The sequence below is a fragment of the uncultured Methylovirgula sp. genome (assembly GCF_947646745.1).
In the GTDB taxonomy this organism is placed as follows: domain Bacteria; phylum Pseudomonadota; class Alphaproteobacteria; order Rhizobiales; family Beijerinckiaceae; genus Methylovirgula.
The window spans coordinates 1-19785 of record NZ_CANSHK010000048.1; the positions used below are offsets into that span (position 1 = coordinate 1).

General features: G+C 61.8%; 18 protein-coding genes. 9 read left to right on the plus strand and 9 right to left on the minus strand.

Going from position 1 to position 19785, the window contains the following annotated elements:
• The 4 genes from Q0025_RS13040 to argH all read right to left on the minus strand — a co-directional run.
• Positions 1-240: DUF4175 family protein (locus Q0025_RS13040; protein ID WP_297299827.1), on the minus strand; the 240-nt coding region annotated here is incomplete at its 3' end.
• A 63-nt stretch (positions 241-303) separates the two neighbouring features.
• A complete protein-coding gene (lysA, locus tag Q0025_RS13045) occupies positions 304-1572 on the minus strand; it encodes a diaminopimelate decarboxylase (protein WP_297299829.1) in 1269 nt (422 codons plus the stop codon).
• Between the two features lie 7 nt (positions 1573-1579).
• Positions 1580-1837, minus strand: a complete 258-nt coding sequence (locus Q0025_RS13050; protein WP_297299831.1) for a lipoprotein — start codon at positions 1835-1837, stop codon at positions 1580-1582.
• A 73-nt stretch (positions 1838-1910) separates the two neighbouring features.
• Positions 1911-3302 carry an argininosuccinate lyase gene (gene argH / locus Q0025_RS13055; RefSeq protein ID WP_297299833.1) on the minus strand — a complete coding sequence of 464 codons (1392 nt, stop codon included), beginning with the start codon at positions 3300-3302 and terminating at the stop codon, positions 1911-1913.
• 24 nt (positions 3303-3326) lie between these two features.
• Between argH and Q0025_RS13060 the strand changes: the two genes are divergently transcribed.
• The 3 genes from Q0025_RS13060 to Q0025_RS13070 are packed head-to-tail and all read left to right on the plus strand — an operon-like array spanning position 3327 to position 6217.
• Positions 3327-4001, plus strand: a complete 675-nt coding sequence (locus Q0025_RS13060; RefSeq protein WP_297299835.1) for a TlpA disulfide reductase family protein — start codon at positions 3327-3329, stop codon at positions 3999-4001.
• Positions 4002-4047: 46 nt separating this feature from the next.
• Entirely contained in the window at positions 4048-4971 is a 924-nt protein-coding gene (locus Q0025_RS13065) for a 50S ribosomal protein L11 methyltransferase (RefSeq protein ID WP_366939462.1), read from the plus strand.
• A gap of 13 nt (positions 4972-4984) precedes the next feature.
• On the plus strand, positions 4985-6217 hold the full coding sequence (locus Q0025_RS13070) for an FAD-dependent oxidoreductase (protein WP_297299838.1): 1233 nt from the start codon (positions 4985-4987) through the stop codon (positions 6215-6217).
• A 200-nt stretch (positions 6218-6417) separates the two neighbouring features.
• Here the strand turns inward: Q0025_RS13070 and Q0025_RS13075 are convergent, their stop codons facing one another.
• Positions 6418-7203, minus strand: a complete 786-nt coding sequence (locus Q0025_RS13075; RefSeq protein WP_297299840.1) for a DUF4189 domain-containing protein — start codon at positions 7201-7203, stop codon at positions 6418-6420.
• Positions 7204-7733: 530 nt separating this feature from the next.
• Between Q0025_RS13075 and Q0025_RS13080 the strand changes: the two genes are divergently transcribed.
• Positions 7734-8081: a hypothetical protein gene (locus Q0025_RS13080; RefSeq protein WP_297299841.1), complete on the plus strand. Its 348-nt coding sequence runs from the start codon at positions 7734-7736 to the stop codon at positions 8079-8081.
• 177 nt (positions 8082-8258) lie between these two features.
• Here Q0025_RS13080 and Q0025_RS13085 read toward each other — a convergent pair whose 3' ends face one another.
• On the minus strand, positions 8259-9200 hold the full coding sequence (locus Q0025_RS13085; RefSeq protein WP_297299843.1) for an aldo/keto reductase: 942 nt from the start codon (positions 9198-9200) through the stop codon (positions 8259-8261).
• Here Q0025_RS13085 and Q0025_RS13090 point away from each other — a divergent pair.
• Entirely contained in the window at positions 9199-9396 is a 198-nt protein-coding gene (locus Q0025_RS13090; protein ID WP_297299845.1) for a hypothetical protein, read from the plus strand. The two genes, Q0025_RS13085 and Q0025_RS13090, sit on opposite strands and share 2 nt — an antisense overlap.
• 185 nt (positions 9397-9581) lie before the next feature.
• Here the strand turns inward: Q0025_RS13090 and Q0025_RS13095 are convergent, their stop codons facing one another.
• Positions 9582-10583 carry a zinc-dependent alcohol dehydrogenase family protein gene (locus tag Q0025_RS13095; protein ID WP_297299859.1) on the minus strand — a complete coding sequence of 334 codons (1002 nt, stop codon included), beginning with the start codon at positions 10581-10583 and terminating at the stop codon, positions 9582-9584.
• Between the two features lie 116 nt (positions 10584-10699).
• Here Q0025_RS13095 and Q0025_RS13100 point away from each other — a divergent pair, with 116 nt between their 5' ends.
• Complete coding sequence (locus tag Q0025_RS13100) at positions 10700-11551, plus strand: LysR family transcriptional regulator (RefSeq protein WP_297299847.1); 852 nt, start codon at positions 10700-10702, stop codon at positions 11549-11551.
• A gap of 61 nt (positions 11552-11612) precedes the next feature.
• Here the strand turns inward: Q0025_RS13100 and Q0025_RS13105 are convergent, their stop codons facing one another.
• The gene (locus Q0025_RS13105; RefSeq protein ID WP_366939464.1) at positions 11613-13439 is read right to left on the minus strand and encodes an EAL domain-containing protein; all 1827 of its coding nucleotides are present in this window, start codon (positions 13437-13439) and stop codon (positions 11613-11615) included.
• Positions 13440-13608: 169 nt separating this feature from the next.
• On the opposite strand from Q0025_RS13105, the gene Q0025_RS13110 reads away from it, so the two are divergent.
• Positions 13609-13956, plus strand: coding sequence for a metalloregulator ArsR/SmtB family transcription factor (locus tag Q0025_RS13110; RefSeq protein WP_297299849.1), 348 nt, complete (start codon positions 13609-13611; stop codon positions 13954-13956).
• Positions 13953-15056 (plus strand): SRPBCC domain-containing protein, encoded by a 1104-nt coding sequence (locus Q0025_RS13115; RefSeq protein WP_297299851.1) that lies wholly within the window; start codon positions 13953-13955, stop codon positions 15054-15056. Before Q0025_RS13110 ends, Q0025_RS13115 begins: the two co-directional genes overlap by 4 nt.
• 21 nt (positions 15057-15077) lie before the next feature.
• On the opposite strand, the gene Q0025_RS13120 is transcribed toward Q0025_RS13115, so the two are convergent.
• Positions 15078-15257, minus strand: a complete 180-nt coding sequence (locus tag Q0025_RS13120; protein ID WP_297299853.1) for a hypothetical protein — start codon at positions 15255-15257, stop codon at positions 15078-15080.
• Between the two features lie 363 nt (positions 15258-15620).
• Here Q0025_RS13120 and Q0025_RS13125 point away from each other — a divergent pair, with 363 nt between their 5' ends.
• Positions 15621-19172, plus strand: a complete 3552-nt coding sequence (locus tag Q0025_RS13125) for a hypothetical protein (RefSeq protein WP_297299855.1) — start codon at positions 15621-15623, stop codon at positions 19170-19172.
• Positions 19173-19785: the final 613 nt, after the last annotated feature.

Consider the following 19785-nt stretch of genomic DNA (forward strand, 5'->3'; position numbering starts at 1 on the left):
GACGAGCGAGGCAACAAAAGCAATGGCGAAGAGCCCGACGCCGATCTCGCGCCACAGGGGGCCCAGTTCGAGCCAGAGGCCGGCAAAAGCCAGCGCAACGAAAAGACCGACGACAATGAGCGGCGGCACCAGAGCGCGCCACAAGGCCTCCCAGAAAAGGACCGCGCGGGCACGCAGGACCAGCCGGTCAAGCTGGCGCATCGGCGTCTCGGTCGATTTATCGTTCTTCTGTTCGGCCAATGAAGGCTCCGGATTGGCCCCGTCTCGCACAGATAGGCCGCAATTGGGTCCGCGGAAGGGCGATTATCGGAGCCAGGGCGGCAATTTGTCGAGCCCGATCAATTGCTCATAGGTCTCGCGCGGGCGCACCACGGCATAATTGGCGCCGTTGACCAGAATCTCGGGCACCAGCAGCCGCGAATTATAGGTTCCGGCCTGGACCGCGCCATAGGCCCCGGCCGAGAGCACCGCGAGCAGGTCGCCGGCGCGCGGCTCCGGCATCGCCCGATCGAGGGCCAGGAAATCGCCGGTCTCGCAGACCGGCCCGACGACATCGGCGATGATCTGCGGCGCGCCGGCCACCGGCTGCACCGGGATGATCTCGTGATGCGCGTCGTAAAGCGTCGGCCGGATCAGATCGTTCATGCCGGCATCGACAATGACGAAGGTTTTCGCCTCGGCCTTTTTCACATAGAGCACGCGGGTGACGAGAATGCCGGCATTGCCGGCGATGAGCCGCCCCGGTTCGAAGATCAATGGCCGGCCGAAGCTGCCGAAATGGCGGCGCACGATCTTGGCATAGAGATCGGGATGGAAGGCATCGCCCGTGTCCGTCGGCCGGTAAGGAATGCCGAGGCCGCCGCCGAGGTCGATATGGTCGATCGCGTGACCGTCTTCTTCGAGCACGCGCAAAAATTCCGCGATCAGCGCGAAGGCATTGTCGAACGGCTCGAGGTCGGTGATCTGCGAGCCGATGTGAATGTCGATCCCGGTGACCTTGATCCCGGGCAGCGCCGCGGCACGCCGGTAGACATCGCGGGCACGGTTCAGCGGAATGCCGAACTTGTTCTCCGCCTTGCCGGTCGAAATCTTCGCATGGGTGCGGGCATCGACATCCGGATTGACGCGCAGCGCGATCCGCGCCATGCGGCCGCGCGCCGCGGCGATGGCGGAAATCGCCGCAAGTTCCGGTTCGGATTCGACGTTGAAGCAGAAAATATCTTCGTCGAGCGCATAGCCGATCTCGGCCACCGTCTTGCCGACGCCGGAGAAAGTGATCTTAGCGGCTTCGACGCCGGCGGCGCGGGCGCGGCGCAATTCGCCTTCCGAGACGACGTCCATGCCGGCGCCGAGCCGGCCCAGCGTCGTCAGCACCGCCTGGTTCGAATTGGCCTTCACCGCATAGCAGACGGCGACCGGCAGATCGCCGAACGAGCGCTTGAAGACATCATAATGGCGGCTGAGCGTCGCGGTCGAATAGCAATAAAACGGCGTTCCGACCTCTGCCGCCAGACGATCGATTGCAACTCCCTCGGCGTGCAGGACGCCGCCCTTCAGCGCGAAATGATGCATGCGCCGATCATTTCACCAATGGGTCGAGGAGAAAGCTCTTGTCGGTCACGGCGGCGGAGGTGCCGGCCGGCTTGACGGGCACATGGCCCGGCTGGGCGGGATCACCGGCCATCGGATTGATGGTCTGGACCTGCATCGGCACGGTCTGGCCGACGGGAACGTCGGGCGGCGGTTCGGGATCGCCGCGCCGGCCGCAACCGCTGAGGGCCAAGGCAAAAAAGGCGAGGCCCAAAAGGCCGCATCTGCCGCAGAAAGATCGATTCACGCCAAAGCTCCGATAGGCCTAGGCCTTATAGACGAAGGCTTTGGCAAAACGAAGCCACGCACGGGCGCATTGCTTAATCCTTCATGGTTTTCAGCCGTTCGAGCCAGGCTTGTGCCTGCGCGGTCACATTGGCCGGCGCCGTGCCGCCAAAGCTCGTGCGGCTCGCGACGGAATTTTCGACGCCGAGCACAGCGAAAACCGTCTCGCCGAGCCGGGGCTCGATCGATTGCAGATCAGCGAGGCTCAAGGCCTCAAGGCCGATGCCGCGCTCGGCCGCCAAGGCCACCAGCCGCCCGGTGACGTGGTGCGCCTCGCGGAACGGCAGTCCGAGTTGGCGCACCAGATAATCGGCGAGGTCGGTCGCCGTCGCATAGCCGGCGCCCGCCGCCGCCTTCATCCGCGCGAGATCCGGCACGAAATCGCCGACCATGCCTGTCATCGCGGCAAGGCACAGCGACAAGGTCTGCAGCGCGTCGAACGTGCCCTCCTTGTCCTCCTGCATGTCCTTGGAATAGGCGAGCGGCAGCCCCTTGAGCACGACGAGCAGGCCGCTGAGCGCGCCGATGACGCGGCCCGACTTGCCGCGGACGAGTTCGGCCGCATCGGGATTGCGTTTCTGCGGCATGATCGAGGAGCCGGTCGAGAATTTGTCGGAGAGGCGCAGGAAGCCGAATTGCGGCGTCGTCCAGAGGACGATCTCCTCGGCGAAACGCGACAGATGCACGGCGCAGAGCGCCGCCGCCGACAGCGTCTCGATCACGAAATCGCGATCCGACACGCTGTCGAGCGAATTGGCCGTCGGCCGGTCGAAGCCGAGCGCCTTGGCCGTCGCGAAGCGATCGATCGGGAAGGACGTGCCGGCCAGCGCCGCGGCGCCGAGCGGGCTTTCGTTGAGCCTCGCGCGCGCATCGCGGAACCGGCCCCGGTCGCGCGACAGCATTTCGACATAAGCGAGCAGATGATGACCGAAGGTCACCGGCTGCGCCGATTGCAAATGCGTGAAGCCCGGCATCACGGCCCCGGCGTAAGTCAGCGCCTTCTCGGCGAGCGCAAGCTGCAAGGCGGTAATCTGGCCGTCGAGCGTGTCGATCGTTGCCCGGACATAGAGGCGGAAATCGACCGCAACCTGATCGTTGCGCGAGCGCGCCGTATGCAGCCGCCCGGCCGCGGCGCCGATCAGCTCGGCCAGCCGCGACTCGATATTCATATGGATGTCTTCGAGCTTGCGGGAATAGGCGAATTCGCCCTTCTCGATTTCGCCACGGATGCGCCCTAAAGCCTCGGCGATGGCGGCGGCATCGGCCTTCGAAAGGATGCCGGTTTCGCCCAGCATTGCGACATGGGCGAGTGAACCTGCTATGTCCTGTGCCGCGAGCTTCTGGTCGAAATCAATCGAAGCATTGATTTCCTCCATGATCGCGTCGGGGCTGTCGGCAAATCGGCCGCCCCACATCTTGTTGCTCATTGGTTCCGCTTTCAAAGATCAGGCATGTCAGATCAAGATTCACCGAAGCGCGGCTTGCCGTCCCCCGCCATATCGATCATCGTCCTCGGCCTCGTGCTGGCCTTCATATACGTGATGAAAGGATGGCACCACAACGAAGCGGCAACCGCCGATTCCTGCCCGGCCGCCCGGGCGCTGGCCCTAAAGCTTGCGCCGCTCGCCCGCGGCGAGGTGGCCGCGCTGGCGATCGCCAATCATCCGCAGCCCATGCCGCCGCTGACCTTCACCGACAAGGACGGCAAGCCCGTCACTCTGGCGAGCTTTCGCGGCCGCAACGTTCTCTTGAACCTCTGGGCGACCTGGTGCGTGCCTTGCCGCATGGAAATGCCATCGCTCGACCGGCTGCAAGGCGCCCGCGGCGGCGATGATTTCTCCGTCGTTGCGGTGAATATCGACACCGCCCGGCTCGACCGGCCCAAAGCCTTCCTCAAGGAGATCGGCGTCAAGAACTTGAGCTTCTATGCCGACAATACCGCCAATATTTTCGAGACTTTGAAGCAGGATGGCAAAGTGCTCGGCCTGCCGACGACGATCCTCGTCGCCAAGGACGGCTGCGACATCGCCACCATGGCCGGCCCGGCGAAATGGGATTCGGCCGACGCCCTCGCCCTCATCGGCGCCGAACAGGCGGCCGCTGCGGGCCAAGAGCCCAAGAGTTGAATGTCGCGCTGAATATTGCGCTGAACGTTGCCCCGCGCACGCACGCGTGCTACCCGCCGCCATGCTCGAAGGCCTGCCGCCGAATAATGCCGCATTTCTGATGCGGCTCGCCTGCCCCGACGCCCAGGCGGCGCAGCGCGTCGCCGACATCATCGTCGAGACCTTCGACCCGGCCGAGACGGCGGCGAGCGCCTTCGAGGAGGCGAGCGAGCGGCCGGAGAGCGAGCGGCCGTGGATGGTCGAAGTCTATTTCGGCAGCGCGCCGGACGAGGCGCAGATCCGCGAGCTCGTCGCGCTTGCTGCCGGAGCCGACCTCGCCGCGCAGGCGCATTTCGGCCGCGTCGAAAAGGTGGATTGGGTGGCGGCTTCGTTGGCCGGCCTCGTGCCGGTGCGGGCAGGGCGCTTTCTCGTCCATGGCGAGCACGACCGCGCCGCGGTCGGCGCCAGCGACCGCGCGATCGAAATCGAGGCGGCGCTCGCCTTCGGCACCGGGCACCACGGCACGACGCGCGGCTGTCTCACCTTCATCGATGCCATTGCCAAGCGGCGGCGCCCGGAAAAAATCCTCGACGTCGGCACCGGTACCGGCGTGCTCGCGATCGCCGCGGCCAAAGCCTTTCATCGCCGCATTGCCGCCGGCGACATCGATGCGGTGGCAGTCGAAACCGCCAAGGCGAACGCCAAGCACAACGGGGTCGGCAATTTCGTCCATGTCGTGCAGGCCCGCGGCCTCGATCATCCGGCGCTGCGCGGCCGCTACGATCTCATCACCGCCAACATCCTGGCGGCGCCTTTGCGCAGGCTTGCGCCGCCCCTGGCCAAGGCACTGCGGCCCGGCGGCGACCTGGTTCTCTCCGGCCTTCTCGGCCATGACGTGCCCGGCATCTTGAGCGCCTATGGCACACAACATCTGCGGCTCGTCGCGCGGCTTGACATCGACGGCTGGGCGACGCTTTTGATGCGCCGCTAACAGGACAATAAAAATGGGTTCGGATGCGATTGTCATCGTCGGCGCCGGTCACGGCGGCGTGCAGCTTGCAGCCTCGCTGCGCGAGGAAGGCTACGGGGAAAAGCTCGTGCTTCTCGGTGATGAAAAGGACCTGCCCTATCAGCGCCCGCCGCTCTCCAAGGCCTATCTGAAACGCGCCACGCCCGAAGACGGGGTGCTGCTGCGCGGGCCAGATTTCTATCCGCAGAACAAGATCGATCTTCTGCTCGGCGAGCGCGCCACCGAGATCGATCGCGCCGCGCGGCGGCTGCATCTCAAGTCGGGCCAGGTACTCGACTATTCGAAGCTCATCCTGGCGACGGGCGGCGTGCAGCGGCGCCTGCCGATCGAAGGCGCGCATATCGATGGCGTCTTCTCGCTGCGCACGATGGAAGAAGCGCGCGCGCTGCGCGATAAGCTCGAGACCTCGCAGAACATCATCGTCATCGGCGCCGGCTTTATCGGTCTCGAATTCGCCGCGACCGCGGCCTCGCAAGGCCGCACGGTCGATCTCTTCGAATTGGCCGACCGGCCGATGGCGCGCGCGGTGACGCCGCAGACCTCCGCCTTTTTCGCCGAAGCGCACAAGGCCTTTGGCGTGAACCTGCATTTCCGCCAGAGCATCAATGCCATCAAAGGCGACGGCGGCAAGGTGACGTCGGTCGTCCTCAACGACGGCACCGCCATGGCCGCCGACATGGTGCTGATCGGCATCGGCCTCGTGCCGAGCGACGAGCTCGCCCGCGCCGCGGGCCTCGACGCGCCAAACGGCATCAAGGTCGACGAAAGACTGATGACCTCGGACGAAAACATCTTTGCGATCGGCGACACGGTCTATCACTACAATACGCATCGGGGCGCGGAGATGCGGCTTGAATCGGTGCAAAACGCAACCGACCAGGCGCGTACGCTCGCCAAGCTTCTCGTCGGCAAGCCGGCGAATTACGATCATGTGCCATGGTTCTGGAGCGACCAGGGCGATCTCAAATTGCAGATTGCCGGCTTCCTCGACGAAAGCGACCAGATCATCCTGCGCGGCTCCTACGAACAGCGCGCCTATTCGCTTTTCGGCTTCAAGAACGGGGCGTTGACCGGCGTCGAATCCATCAACAAGTCGGGCGATCACATGCTGGCGCGCCGGCTGCTCGGCGAACATCTTCCGGTGACGCCGGAATTCATCGCCGATCCGGAATCGGACCTGAAAAGCCTGGTGCGAGCAAGGCGGTGAGCGCGTCCGCTGCACGATTGTTCAGCGTGTGTCTAAGTTTGGATTTCGGGTTCGCCCCGTTCGCGACGGCAGCTTTGCGCTCATAAGCACCATTTCGAATGCCGCCTTCGATTTGCCAAAAGCAGACATTTCGCCGCGACAGGCCACTGGCGGATGTAGGCGTCCTCGTCCGGCGCAGTTTATCCGAGTTCGTCCAAGTTTTATTGGCTCGACGCGGTGGCGCGCTTTACCCTTCGCCAGATGCCGAACCCGAACTTCCCGGTCATCGCCATAGTATCCGGCCCCTGCATCAAATACGTGCCGCCGTCTTGATCCGAGTAACCGGCGATGGAATTCAGCGTCCATACTCCGTCGTCGGAGACAATCATGCCCGCATGCGACTGAGCGCCGTCCGGAGCTTCCGTGTGAAACTCGTATGTGCCATTGGGCGCGATTTCCCAGACCCATCGGCCTGGATTTATCGGCACTTCCCAGGTGCCGACCATCGCCGGATCGATTTTCCCGCCGGTGACGTTAGGGGGCAGGGGAAAAGGCGGGGATGTCCGCGAATCGTCGCCGGAGCAAGCCGTCATAAGAAGTCGGCAGTTATCGCCGTTACATCCGCCCAGCGTTTGAGTCCACGCTGCGACGCGCGTCGGCTCATCCTTTTGCGCGGTCAAATAGCCAGTGGACAATTGCGCGATACCGAAGCATGTCGCGGTGGCGGCCAGAAAATCGCACTGCCGGTTCCGGTTGTTCGCTGCGCACTTCGAGCCGGCGCGATTTTGGGCATCTTCCGAGGTCGCCTGGCTCGTCACGGCGCCGTATGCGCCTTTATCGAAGCCAAGAGCGAAACCCGCGAACTTACCCGACGCCTCCTGGCCCGTCTGGCCGACTGTGTCGCAGGCCCAGGCTTTCCCGCACCACGCTGGCTCCGCTCGCCCGGTTAGAGGGGGAGAGACCGAAGCAGCGACGATGGAAAAGAATATTGCGCGCGCGTGTTTCATGTTCGGTCATGACTGTTCCGCCGCCAAAGACGTAGCATCCGGCAGCGCCCACCAAAAAGCAAGGTGCTCTCGGCGTCTCGAAAAGATCGTCTCGCGACAGACGACATCATTCGACATATCGGCGACCCAGCGCCCATGTTGCTCATTGCAGGTCATCGCAACTACGCTCAAAAGCGGTCGTCGTGGGTGCACAAATGAAGAATTTCGAAACGGCGATTTTTTTCATTGTGGCGCTGATCGTTCTTTTCGAGCCGCGATAGCCGTGCAAATTTCGAGATTTCTGACAAAGCTAAGAGCCAAATCGATCAACGGCTTACGTAGTGCAGAAGGCCAATGAAATCTCTACTTCTCGCAGGAAGAGGGGACCGTTCGGTGCGCTGGGCTGAGCTGATGCAAATTAAAGAAGCGTCTGCACGCGCAAGCATTTCGCAATGCGAAAAGTTGCCCCTATTGACAAAAATCAATCGAAGCTCCGCAGTTTAATGTTTAGCCTTTAGTCAAGACTTATCGCAGGTGCCGGTGGGGGAAATATGGATCATCTGTCGCTGGAGTTTATCGGCAGGCAAAATATCGACCTGTTCGTGTCGCAACTTGAATTGGAGAGCGATGCGAGACTGCGATCGTCCTTGCAGCGGCGCTTAGTCGACGAGGCAAACCGTTTTGGGCGACTGTCGGAGCGCGTCGAGGTCATGGATCAATACATACGCCGCGCCGGGACGCGCATAATCGAGCAGAAGCGTTGCGTGGAAAAGCTGCAACGCGTTGGCGCCGATGTCGCTCTCGCGAAACAGGCACTGGCAAACTTCGAGGAACTTCATCAGGTTCTATTGGGCTGTCGCCAAACCGTGCTCGGAACGCACAATCCAGGACACGGATGACCGGCCGGCTTCTACGATTCAAGGCCGTTTAGGTCGTCAGTCACAAACACCCGATGTTGCGCACGGCCTGCTCGGGCACGCGATCCATATCCGTTTCGTCTGCGTTTTCTAGTTCTAAAATCTCTAGCATCACCCTCCCCGCCTTCCCACCAGGCGCCGCGAGCTATTGAGATCCGTTCAACTCGCCCGCGGAATAAATCCGGGCACGCCGGTATGGACCACAGTGTTGAAGCGGACGTTCGTTGTGATGCCCTCATGAATTTCCCGCATGGCGTCTTCAGGCAGAGCCGATATCTCAAAATTCTCTTCGATGTAGTGGCGTTTTGTCGAGGTCGTCAGGAAGGCGGTGCCACGTTGCACGGCCCAGGCCAGCGCAACTTGCGCCGGTGTCTTGTGAACGCGCCGGGCGATGTTCGTGATGACAGGATCATCCAGCATCCGCGGGCTCATGCCGTGTCCCAACGCGGCAAATGCCAGCAGCACAATCCCCTGCTCGCGACAAAATTCGAGCAGATCCCATTCGGGGAGATAGGGATGGGATTCGACTTGCACCACGCCGGGCTTGATCCGGGCGACCGCGACGACCTCGCGCAGCTTCTCCAAGCTCACATCTGACAAGCCGATCGCCTTGCAGCGACCTTCATCAACCAGGCGTTCGAGCGCCTGCCACGTCTCGATCAACGTCACGCCGCGATCATAGATGACCTCGCCATACTTATCCCTCGGGTCCTGCTCGTCGCCGGGCTGAAAGGCAAAAGGCGTGTGAATCAGATAGCAATCGACATAGTCGATTTGTAGGCGCTGGCAGCTGGCCTCAAAGGCGGGCTTGACCCGTTCCGGACGATGATTGCTATTCCACAGCTTGGTGGTGACAAAGACATCCTCGCGCCGAACCGCGCCCGTCTTGAATACGTCATGCATCGCATCGCCGACTGCCGCTTCATTGCCGTATCGTTCCGCGCAATCGAAATGTCGAAATCCGACTTCGAGCGCGGTCTTCGTCGCTTCCTTGGTCGCGACAGAATCCGGGATCAGAGTACCGAACCCGACGGCTGGAATCGCGCCGGATCCATGAGCGAGTGCAATCCTCCTATAGCGAAGCGTATCGGAGACTTCCATGCGTGTGCTCCTTGTCGAGGCCAACCGCAAAGACGAAAGCAGAGTACGATATTCCAGTGAAGATGTCGCTGACGGAATTTCTTTCGCTTGTGCCGAGTTTTCGAACCTGCCCTGTTGCGCGGGCGCCCCGCATGGTTTGCCGATCACCCATCAAGACGAACTCAAGGCCGACCTTCTGGCGTTCATTGGCGATTAGGTCGGCGAAGATTTGCCTGGGGTTCTCACCGCAGCGGAAATGGCGGACGGGCGCGCTGACATGGTCTTTGTCTCCCTGCAGTTTTGACAGGGTTCGTCCGTTTCTGCTCGCAACCCTTCGCTCAGATAACCACCGCGAAGCATTTCGGATAAATCGTGCGATTTTCGAAAAGGCGCCACCGGCGGCTATGCAACCAGCTCGCGGGCTGACGCCGCAATATCGACCACCAGCTTGCCACGGGCCGCGCCTGTCTTGATCGCGCGATAGGCGTCACACACCGTGTTCAACGTGAATCGCCGGTCGTCGAGGATGGGGACCAGCCGTCCGGCTTCGGTCAAGCGTCGGGCGGTGTCGAGGATCTCGCGATGATGACGGCGTCCCTCGCCGGAGAGCAGCGGCGGCAGGATGAACACACCGGAATAGGTCGCTTCCTTGAAGGAAAGCGGTGCGAGCACATGGCTCCCCCAGCCGAGGCAGCTCGCAACGTGCCCAAACCGGCGCACGGCCTGGAATGACGCATCGAGCGCGGGGCCGCCAACGGTGTCATAAACGCGATCAAAGCCACGCCCGCCCGTTAGGCGCAGCACATAGTCTGAGACAGGCTCGGTCCGGTCGATAAAGGTCGCGCCGAGGCGCTCGATAACGGCGCGGCTATGCGCCGATCCCGTCGCGAAGGCCTCCGCCCCGAAGGCGCGCACGAGCTGGACCGCGACGTGGCCGACGCCGCCGGCACCGCCCTGAACAAGGACGGTTTCGCCCGCGCCAATCGCCATGCGGTCGACCAGCCCCTCCCAGGCCGTGATGACCACTGAAGGCAGCGCCGCCGCGTTCTCCATCATAAGATTTGCCGGCTTGGGCGCCAAAAGATCCGCATCGACCGCGGCATATTCGGCAAGCGTTCCCTGCAAGCCGCCGACGCCGCCGGCCATGCCATAGACTTCATCACCGCGCCGGAAGCCGGTGACAGCCGGACCCACAGCTTCCACCGTGCCGGCAAGGTCAATCCCGAGGATCGCCGGCAAGGGATGGCGGGCATGCTCCGCCGCGCCGGCATGGATCTTCGTATCGAGCGGATTGACGCTGCTCGCGGCAATGCGCACCAGCACCTCGCCGGGTCCCGGCACCGGCACCGGAATAGCTGAAATCCGAAACGGTGCCCCGTAGGTCTCGAGGATCGCGGCTTTCATCATCTTCGTCATTGTGCTGTCTCCAGGAAGGCCATTTCCCGGACTATTGCCTTTTCGGCTTTGCATGGACATGAATGATATCGAACGAAGTCCATGCAGTTTCGTTTGGATGGCGAATGGAATGGAGCGATCTCAGAATCTTTCTCGCCATCGCTCGGGTGGGGACGCTCGGGGCCGCTGCGCGGCGCCTTGGTCTGAGCCAGCCGACCATGGGACGCCGTCTGCGGGCACTTGAGGCTGCAGTCGGTCATGCGTTGTTCCAGCGCACCGCCGACGGCTTTATCCTGACCGATGAGGGAAGCGTCGTCCTCGAACATGCAGAGCGGATGGAAGAAGAAGCGCTCGCCTTCGAGCGTCGCCTCGCCGGCGCAGACGCACAGCTCAAGGGCATGCTGCGGCTCTCCTGCTCCGACTGGTTCGGGACCTATATGCTGGCGCCGGTTCTGGCAGAGTTCAGTGCGCGTCATCCGAAAGTCTGCGTTGAGCTGCTGAGCGATGCCCGCCTCTACAGCCTGCCGCGACGCGAGGCCGACATTGCGTTTCGGATTAAAGCATTCGACGAGCCCGAGGTGATCTCACGCCGGCTGCTGCATGTTTCCTACGCGGTCTATTCGCGATCTGACGGCGCGATCACCGTGGCGGACGGGGGCGCGGGACTCCACCTGATCACAATGGACACGGCCTTCGCGGAAATGCCGGATGCGCTATGGCTAAAGCGGCTCCTCCCCGAAGCCGAGATTGCGATGCGCAGCAATAGCCGCGTGCTGCAGGCGGAGTTTTGTCGTCAAGGCATCGGATTAGCGGTTCTGCCGCAGCCCATCGGCGATCGGACCCCGGGCCTTGTGCGGGTCGATCTGGGGGAAAAGCCGCCCGGGCGTAACACTTATGTCGGCTATCATCGGGACTTGCGCCGGCTGTCGCGCATGCGCGCCTTGCTCGACCTCGTCATCGAGCGCTTGGCGAACTGATGATCTCCGCGACACAAAACGGGGCGGCTCGCGGCCATCGGCGGGCGCGTTGAACAGCGTCTCAACCCGCTTTCAGTTCACGCTGTTCGGAGACTTGATTGTGCAATAGCAATTCTTCCACCACGCTGGCGGGCTGCGGTCGGCTGAAGAGATAGCCTTGCACCTGCGCGCAGCCCTCCAAGCGGAGCAGATTCAACTGTTCGCTCGTCTCGACCCCCTCTGCCGTGGTTGTGATCCCCAAGCTTTTGCCGAGCGCGGTAATCGCCCGGACAATGGCCATCGAATCGTCCTGCAATTCCATTTCCTGCACAAAAGACTGGTCGATCTTGACCTTGTCGAACGGGAAGCTGCGTAAGTTGCTCAACGATGAGTAGCCGGTTCCGAAATCGTCCATGGAAATCCGCACACCGAAATTCCGTAGCTGATGCAAAGCTGAAAGGGCCGCCTCATGATCTTGAATAAGGACGGACTCGGTGATTTCCACCTCGAGGCGGCGCGGCGACAAGGCGGCCGTAGTGACGGCCTCAATGATCGATGACACGAGATCGCGGTTTTTAAATTGCGCCGGCGACAGATTGACGGCGAGATCAACCGCTTCCGACCATTGTGCCGCATCTTGGCAGGCTTTGCGCAAGACCCATTCGCCGAGCGGAACGATCAGCCCGGTTTCCTCGGCCAACGGTATGAAAGCGGCCGGAGGCATCATCCCGCGGATCGGATGATTCCACCGCACCAGCGCTTCGAAGCTGGTGATCTTGTTCGTTTTCAAATCATAGATCGGCTGATAGTAAACCTCGAACTCCTCGCGCAGCAGTGCGGCGCGAAGATCGAGCGTCAGGATGCGCCGCGCTTGGGCGCTGGCATCCATGCCCGGTTCAAAATAGCGACAGGTGCCGCGACCATCCGATTTGGCACGGTAGAGCGCCATATCGGCATTCTGAAGCAATTGATCCGCTTCCTTTCCATCCTGAGGCGCCATGGAAATGCCGATGCTGGCGCCGATGATGATCTTTTGCTCGTCAATCTCATAGGGCATGCCGACGATTTCGACGATGCGGCTCGCCATGGCGGAGACGTCGGTCGGCTGCAAGTTCTCCCCGGCGAGCAGAATCACGAATTCGTCGCCGCCCAATCGTGCGACGGTATCGCTTTTGCGGACACACATGCTCAGGCGGTCTGAAACTTCTTTCAAAACCTCATCGCCAACCGGATGGCCCAGCGTATCGTTGACGTCCTTGAAATGATCGAGATCGATGCAAAGAACTGCAATCTGCTGCTTGCGCGACAAACGCTGAAGCGCGAGTTCAAGCTGCTCGCTGAAATGGCGCCGGTTCGGCAGATTGGTCAGCGAATCGTGGCGGGCCATGTGCTCGATTTTCTTTTGCGCCTCGCGCCAATCGGAAATATCCTCGACCGTCGAGACCCAGCCCCCGTCACGCATCGGTTCATCGACGACGTGGTAGGTCCGGTCCGCAGCGCCGTGCCAAATGAAACTATTGGATTTGCCTGCGCGGATTTTGCTGATGAGATCCGCGAAGTAAATCTCCGGATCGCCCACAAAATCGCCCAGAACTTTTCGCTCCTTGAACACATCGAGCAAGTGCCGGTCCTTGAGCGACGCGGCCGACCTGCCGGTCATCTTGCAATAGCGCTCGTTGAACATGATGATGCGGCCGTCCGCATTGTGCATGCACAGGCCCTGCGACATGTTCTCGAGCGCCGTGTCGAGCCGAAGTTTTTGCTGCTGCAGCTTGGCTTTCAGGCGCGCGAAAAGGCCGATGGCCACGCCGCTCGCCAGGAGCCAAGCGAGGCCTGTCAAAATGCCGAAATGCCAGTTCTGCGGGTCCGAGACGAACCCATAAATCTGCGCCATGCCGCGCTCACGCATGAATTCGAAAAGCGCAGCCTATCCTTCGCCAGCTTAGAAATTGCTTTCGGAATTCAGTTAAAAGATGATCTCCCCGCTGGGGCGCGCCGAATGCCCGCTTCACAGCTAGGGCGGTGCAGTTTTTCTGGACTGGTTGACGAGAGCATCGGGCTCAAGGATATTCAACCAGATGATTGAATATCACAGCAGCGACCGCCTCGACGACGTTTTTCAGGCCCTCTCCAACCCGGCACGGCGCGAGATCGTCAGCCTGCTTGCGGTCCGGCCCTATAATATCGGCGAGCTTGCGCCGCAGTTCGACATGTCGCTGGCGGCTGTCTCGAAACACGTCAAGCTGCTTGAGCGCGCCGGGATCGTCGAACGCGAAATCCGCGGCCGGACGCATATTTGCCGACTCAAAGCCGAGGCGTTGAACGAAGCCTATTCGTGGCTTGGCGGCTATGAAAAATTCTGGCGCGCGCGCCTTGATGCGCTCACTCAGATTCTCGAAAATCCCAGAAGAGGCGGCGCTGGATGAAGAACGTCTCGATCGCGATGGTGCGGAAAATCCAGGCGCCGATCCAAGCTGTTTATGCGGCTTGGACGGAGCCGCGACTGATCGCAAAGTGGCTGGCTCCGGGCGACGATGCCGTCACCAGCGTCACGACCGATCTGCGGCGGGGCGGGCGCTATCGGATCGAAGGCCAGCATGTCGAGGGGCGGGCCTATTCGATCAGCGGAACCTATCTGGAGCTATCGCCCGATCGGCGCATCGCCATGTCGTGGACCTATGACGGTCCGGTTTCAGCCTTGAAGGGCGATACCTCGACACTGATTGCAGAGTTTCGCGCGCTCGATGCACATTCAACGGAACTGACCCTGACGCACGAAAAGCATCAGGATCGCGAAGCGGCCGAGATCACCCGGGTGAGTTGGAATTCCTGCATCACCAAGCTCGAGGGCGTCGCCGAGACGCAATGCCGAGACGCCGGCGTCGATCAGCCGGTGCGGGATTTCTTCTCGGACGGGCAGCGGCAGATACAAGAGCGGCGCAACACGCGCCAGCTTGCGGATCGGCTCGAAGCCATCCTGGTTCACGACACGCTCGGCGCCGCCGATGCCGCCTTCATCGTCCGCCAGAACATGGTCTTCGTGGCGACCTCCGACACGTATGGTCAGGCAAACTGTTCTTACAAAGGCGGCCGGCGCGGCTTTGTCAGCATTATTGACGACAAGACGATTGCCTTTCCCGATTATGACGGCAATGGCATGCATTTGTCGCTCGGCAATATCCATGAAACCGGCAAGGTCGGCCTTCTGTTCATCGATTTTGAGCGCCAAGCGCGGTTGCGGATTCTGGGTCGCGCCTCTGCCGTCGAGAACGATCCTCTGCTCGCGCACTATCCCGGCGCGCGCTCCATCACCCGGGTGACGATCGAATCCGTCTTCTCCAATTGCCCGCGCTATGTGCACAAGATGAAGCTGGTTGAAGAATCGAGCTTCGTTCCCGCTGAAGATGCCGAAGCGCCGGCGCCGGGCTGGAAGAAATTGAATGCCGTCGCGGACGTGCTGCCTGAAGAGGACAAGCGCCTTGCCGGAACCGACACGGATCTCAATAAGACGCTGAACCGCGACTGAGCGGAATAAGCAGTCCCAAAATCAAGGCCGCGGCAGACAGACATAAGCCGCATGTGGCGGCGCATCGGCCTTGATCGGCATCTTCGCAGCGTCTGCTTGGCAGCTTTCAAGCTTCGGGTAGGTGACCGAGCTTGCCGGATTGCAGGCATTCATCTGCGGATGCCCGATCAGGGATGTGCAAAAGAAAATCACGTAGATCATGAGCCGCTCCTGTCGATCCTGCCGTGCTGCCGGATCGCTCTTTGGATTTGCAGCAGGCGAAAAGTCGGCTGCGCTCCCGCCCAAAACCGGCGCCGCCCCGTTCACCCGGCAACATCGTCTCACCTCCATTGCGTCAGAGATCTCATAGCATTGAGCGCGCCTGGGGGCACGCAGGCGAGGCGAGCGCCGAAGTCCGCCATGCAAACGAGGCCCGCACGCCGGCAACCTCGCCCTTAAAGAAGACTATGGCTCTGCGTTCATATCGAAGCTAAGCTCAGACAATCGAGGGTTCGCAGAAAACCCCGGCAAGCCGGCGCTTCGGGAAAGCGTAAGCTCCCGCATGATGCCGGCGTGGAGGGACGCATGGAGCTGGAACGCACGGTCGGACTGAGAGCGGATGGGTCGGTCTACTTGCCGGAGCGATCCGCGGCCATAGGATCCATTCTGCTCAAGCTTGCGGCAATGGGCATCCGCATTCCGGACGATAATGGCGACGGCGAGTTGCTTCACCTGGCGAGTGATCTCTTCGCACGTTACCGCGAACAGACCCGGCTGCTTTCGCACCATCTTTGCCCCGCCGATGCGCGCATTCAACGTTATATCGACAAACTTCTGGCGGAGGTTGCGGCGACCGCGCCGGTGCGTCTGCCCGCGGAAACTTTTATTCTGGATCAATATGGCCTCGCACGCGAATTGTCGCTGCCGGTCGATGCGGATGCCTGGCACAACGAGCTCGTGTCGAGCTACCGGCTCGACAATGGCGTGCTGCACAATCCGGTCAGCGACCGCCGCACCACGCAAGGCGTCTTTCATGTCGCCGAAGGCGGCCTTCCGATCCCCGCAGATAAAACCCGCGTTCCGCTCGCCACTTATGTTCGCCTGCTCGAGGAAGCGCTGCGGCCTCCACGCGAACTCCTGCGCCTGCCGTTCACTGCGAACTGGCCCGAGCCGGTCGAGACCATGGTCTCGCTGTTGCTGCGGCCGCTCGTTTGCCCGGCCGTGCCCGAGATCGCGCCCGAAAAGCGCACCGAGATCCGCTTCTTCGTTCCCGGCGGACTCGTCTCGAACCTCGATTTCGTCGAGAGCATCTTCGGCAATGCCGGCGATCCCTATCTTCCCGGCAACGATGCCGCGCTCGATGTCGACGGATGGACCGGTCACAGCGGCTGCGTGATCCTGGCGCCGCATCTGACGCGACTGAAGAAGAAGGATCTTGGCCTTCCCCGCACGAGCGATGCGACGGCGGCCCAGCGCGCCGCGGGCATGTGCTGGAGCGATGAAAACGAGATCTACAACGAGGGTCGGCCATTCAAGATCACCTCGCGCGACATGGACGGCGTGATGGTCACGATCCTCGCCGACAATTATTTCGGCTATTGCAAGAAGGAGGTGAAGACGCAGATCGGCTTCAGCGCCAACCTGTTTGGCGGCGCCGAAGAAGAACATGCCGGCGGCGCCTTGGCCTTTGCGACCTTCAGCCTGGGCGACCGGTTCGTCCCCGATCTCATGCGGCTGGTGAGCCCCGAGCCGCACCGGCTCAAGGAAGTGCTCGCGCTCCTGGGCGAGCGGGCACAGCGCCATCCGTCCGGCTACGCCACCGATGTGATCTATCCCGAAATCCATTACATGCCGGAAGATATGGAGATCGATATTCATCGCCAGGACATTACCTGGACGATGCATGGCGAGACGCAGCACCTGAAGCTGCTGCCCGGCCGAATCTACATTCATCCGAGCGGTTACAAGGTCCGCATGGCCAAATATGGCGGCGCGCCGAGTTGGCGGCTGATCGGCACGCTGCCCGAAGGCACGTTTTGTCACAAGCCTTGCACGGTCTCGGGCGGCGGCAAGTCGGAGATCAGCAAAAGCCTCGTGGACGCCGTATTGCCCGGGTCGTTTCATGTGCGCGACTTCGAAGAGGACATGGCGCTGGTCCAGCAAATCTTCGACCGCGACTATCGGGACGCCCGCCGGCCGGACCTGCGCGAGGCCAATGGCGGCGGTCCATCGCGGCCGATCCTGTCGGCCGAGCGTTCCCTCGGCTCGGTGATCAAGCTTCTCACGCCGAATCCGACGGAGTTCACGCCCCAGTACAACGCCTGGCTCGAGAGCATTCCGAACCACGTGCGCGCGCTGGTCTTCGTCATCAAACGCTTCTATTGCCCCGAATGGGGTAAGGATTGGCGCCAGCACTTCAGCGTGGACATCATCAATGGTGCCCCCGGGCATGAACTGAAGTACGGCGGCCGCAAGCTTGTCGCCAATTATCTGCGGATCGGCCGTCAAGAGAATGGTGCCTGGCGCACCTATAAGCTGCGGCAAGATTTCGTCGCGGCCGACAAGGTCCAGATGGAGGATGACATCACCGCCACGGTGGTGGTCTCGACGCAGCGCCTCGTCGGGCTGCCGCGCGAATATTATCTCGGTCATCCGAGCCTCAAACTGGCGCAGAACTGCGAATTCAGGCTCTTCCAGCGGCCCGACGACGCCGTTCATCCCGGCCTCGACCGGCAGACCGAGGAAGATATGGCGAACCCGGGGCTCTTCTGCTCGAACTTCCAACCGCTCACCCGCACCGACGCAAAGCGCATCGTCGAGGACGTCGCGGTGCAAGACGGTTTCACCCGACCGATGCGCGAACATGTGGCGCGCAACGCCGCCCGCACCGACGACGGCTATTCGATTTGCTCGGCCGAGCCGAGGATCATCGGCGGCAAGCCGACCAAGAACCCGCGCTACCTGCAGCTGCGGCCGGACTTGGCGCGGCCGCGCGACCGCTACGTCGCGGACATGGGCGCGCGGCTCTATCGCCGCCTGCCGCTCGATACACCGGTGCTGTTTCCGGTGATCGCGGTGCTCTCGGGCCGGCGCAACAACCGGCCGGAGGAAGGCATTCGCGCGCTTTGCGTCTACGGCCCCATCCATTACCAGGAATTGCCTGAGCTATTCATGGATTATGTGTGCTCGGTGACAGGCACCTCGCCCAGCACCACGGGTGCGGGGTCCGAGGGCGCGCTCACCAAAGGTCCGTTCAACGCCATCCAGACGACGGCCGATCTTAACAACGCGCTCGTCTCGATGCTGCTCACCGGCTATGGCGGCTTCAGCTCTGCCGCCGGCTTTATCGGTCCGCATTTCCGTGTGGACCACGACATCAGCCTGCTGATCCCGGAAATCTGGTGCCGCCTGTTTCCGCACGAGCGCGACCCGGAGCGGCTGATCGAGGCCGGCCATCTTGAGAAGCTCACAGACTATCGTTTCGAGGGAAAGCAAGTGCTGGCGAGCCGCCTCGGCTATCGCATCACGGCCAAGTTCGTGCACACTTATTTCGGGCGCGTCTTCGACAACCCGACCGTCGTCTTCACGGATGAGATCCTCAAGCCAGAACTTCAGGATCCGGCAGTATTCGCCGACGGCGTCAACAATATCGTCGAGGCGCAGCAGCGTGTCGCCGAAGGCTATTTCACCGACGGCACGATCGACGACGCCTGCCCGCCGCTCAAGGCGCTGCTCCACATCATGGCGCGCGGCAGCTACGAGGGGAAGACCGCGAACGATCCGGAGATCCGGGCGCTTTTCACCCGCGAGGCGCTGCTCGCGAGCGATTGGTATCGCGAGCGCCTGACGATGAAGCAGCAGCGCGATGTCGCGCTTTGGGCGCGCCATACCAGAAACCTGAGGGAGTTTTTGGCGCGCGCCGGTCACCAGGACGAGGCTAACCGGCTCGGTATCGCCGATCGGTTGGAACGCGCCCGCGCCGAACTCGAGCGGGTGAGCGCGCCAGACTATCTGGCGACGCTCGCCGGTACGATCGGCGCCGACCCCATTCATCGGCCATCGCTTGCAGTCGCTGGCGCCGAATTTGAAATCGAGGACCGCCAGATGTCCTACGCCGGAGAGCGCGCTGCGGGGTGATATAACGCGTCACGGGTCGGACGGCGCGGCGATCGCGCGTACGGCTTCTCGAAACCTCGCCGGGTTCAGGATCCCTAAGGTCCCAACAAAAGGGCGGCCTCTCTAAGCAGGGAGGAATGTGCTTAGAGAGGCCGTTCGAGTCAGGAGGAATGCCCACGCTCAAGCGGACAAATATACTTTAGATTTTCTAAGCCGATCCCGCGTTGATTTGAGTCAAGGGAAGCCCGCCTCGCGTCATCGAGAATATGATACTGGGCGTTCGTTTTCAGGAAAGACGGCGGCATGGAAAGTGAGACCTTTCGGCAATGGCTGGCTGAGCGCGGATGTCGGTTTGCGGCGGGCAAAGATTCTATCGGCGCTCATGGCCATGCCTATGTGACGGTTCATCTCGGCGATCGACAAGCTGTCCTCCCGGAAATCGGGACGAAGAAAGCTCTCGATGAAAGGACGGTTCGCCGGATCGTCGACGAACTTGGCCTTAATTGGAATGATCTTCCGGGCCCGTCATCCCGCGCGTAGCCCGATTAAGTGCCAATTCTTGTCAGCATCGGATCGGCACAGATAGCGACCTGCGTTCGGTTTTGGACCTTCAGCTTCTTCATGATGCGATGGA

Bases quoted from the DNA above. Each gene is read 5' to 3' on its own strand.
- lysA (WP_297299829.1), bottom strand. From the start codon at position 1,572: ATGCATCATTTCGCGCTGAAGGGCGGCGTCCTGCACGCCGAGGGAGTT.
- argH (WP_297299833.1), bottom strand. From the start codon at position 3,302: ATGAGCAACAAGATGTGGGGCGGCCGATTTGCCGACAGCCCCGACGCG.
- Q0025_RS13060 (WP_297299835.1), top strand. From the start codon at position 3,327: ATGTCAGATCAAGATTCACCGAAGCGCGGCTTGCCGTCCCCCGCCATA.
- Q0025_RS13070 (WP_297299838.1), top strand. From the start codon at position 4,985: ATGGGTTCGGATGCGATTGTCATCGTCGGCGCCGGTCACGGCGGCGTG.
- Q0025_RS13075 (WP_297299840.1), bottom strand. From the start codon at position 7,203: ATGAAACACGCGCGCGCAATATTCTTTTCCATCGTCGCTGCTTCGGTC.
- Q0025_RS13080 (WP_297299841.1), top strand. From the start codon at position 7,734: ATGGATCATCTGTCGCTGGAGTTTATCGGCAGGCAAAATATCGACCTG.
- Q0025_RS13090 (WP_297299845.1), top strand. From the start codon at position 9,199: ATGCGTGTGCTCCTTGTCGAGGCCAACCGCAAAGACGAAAGCAGAGTA.
- Q0025_RS13085 (WP_297299843.1), bottom strand. From the start codon at position 9,200: ATGGAAGTCTCCGATACGCTTCGCTATAGGAGGATTGCACTCGCTCAT.
- Q0025_RS13095 (WP_297299859.1), bottom strand. From the start codon at position 10,583: ATGAAAGCCGCGATCCTCGAGACCTACGGGGCACCGTTTCGGATTTCA.
- Q0025_RS13100 (WP_297299847.1), top strand. From the start codon at position 10,700: ATGGAATGGAGCGATCTCAGAATCTTTCTCGCCATCGCTCGGGTGGGG.
- Q0025_RS13105 (WP_366939464.1), bottom strand. From the start codon at position 13,439: ATGCGTGAGCGCGGCATGGCGCAGATTTATGGGTTCGTCTCGGACCCG.
- Q0025_RS13110 (WP_297299849.1), top strand. From the start codon at position 13,609: ATGATTGAATATCACAGCAGCGACCGCCTCGACGACGTTTTTCAGGCC.
- Q0025_RS13115 (WP_297299851.1), top strand. From the start codon at position 13,953: ATGAAGAACGTCTCGATCGCGATGGTGCGGAAAATCCAGGCGCCGATC.
- Q0025_RS13120 (WP_297299853.1), bottom strand. From the start codon at position 15,257: ATGATCTACGTGATTTTCTTTTGCACATCCCTGATCGGGCATCCGCAG.
- Q0025_RS13125 (WP_297299855.1), top strand. From the start codon at position 15,621: ATGGAGCTGGAACGCACGGTCGGACTGAGAGCGGATGGGTCGGTCTAC.